General features: G+C 64.5%; 1 protein-coding gene. It reads left to right on the top strand.

The annotated features are described in order from the left end of the window. Positions 1-583, top strand: a 583-nt coding sequence (locus tag VA602_RS00530) for a methionine ABC transporter ATP-binding protein (RefSeq protein ID WP_323452169.1), incomplete at both ends; no start/stop codon positions are given.

Raw genomic sequence — 583 nt, 5'->3', positions numbered from 1 at the left:
TCGGCATCATCGGCCGCAGCGGCGCCGGCAAGTCGTCACTGCTGCGCACCATCAACCGCCTGGAGCAACCCAGCGAAGGGCGCGTGCTGATCGACCAGGTCGACATCGCTCCGTTCGACGAGGATCGCCTGGTGTCGCTGCGCCGGCGCATCGGCATGATCTTCCAGCACTTCAACCTGATGTCGGCCAAGACCGGGTGGCAGAACGTCGAGCTCCCCTTGAAGGTCGCCGGCGTGGCCAAGGCCGAGCGTCAGCGTAAAGTGCGCGAGTTGCTGGAGCTGGTAGGCCTGGAACAGAAGCATCATGTCTATCCGGCGCAGTTGTCCGGCGGTCAGAAGCAGCGTGTCGGCATCGCCCGCGCGCTGGTGCACGATCCGCAGATCCTGTTGTGCGACGAAGCGACCTCGGCACTGGACCCTGAAACCACCGCCTCGATCCTCGACCTGCTGCGCGATATCAACCAGCGCCTTGGCCTGACCATCGTGCTGATCACTCACGAGATGGCGGTGATCCGCGACATCTGCCAGCGCGTGGTGGTGCTCGAACGTGGCGAAGTAGTCGAGCAGGGCGAGGTCTGGCAGGT

This window comes from Pseudomonas machongensis (genome assembly GCF_034961125.1).
In the GTDB taxonomy this organism is placed as follows: domain Bacteria; phylum Pseudomonadota; class Gammaproteobacteria; order Pseudomonadales; family Pseudomonadaceae; genus Aquipseudomonas; species Aquipseudomonas machongensis.
Note: the sequence above shows the minus strand (reverse complement) of the source record. Positions and strands in the feature narration are given on the sequence as shown.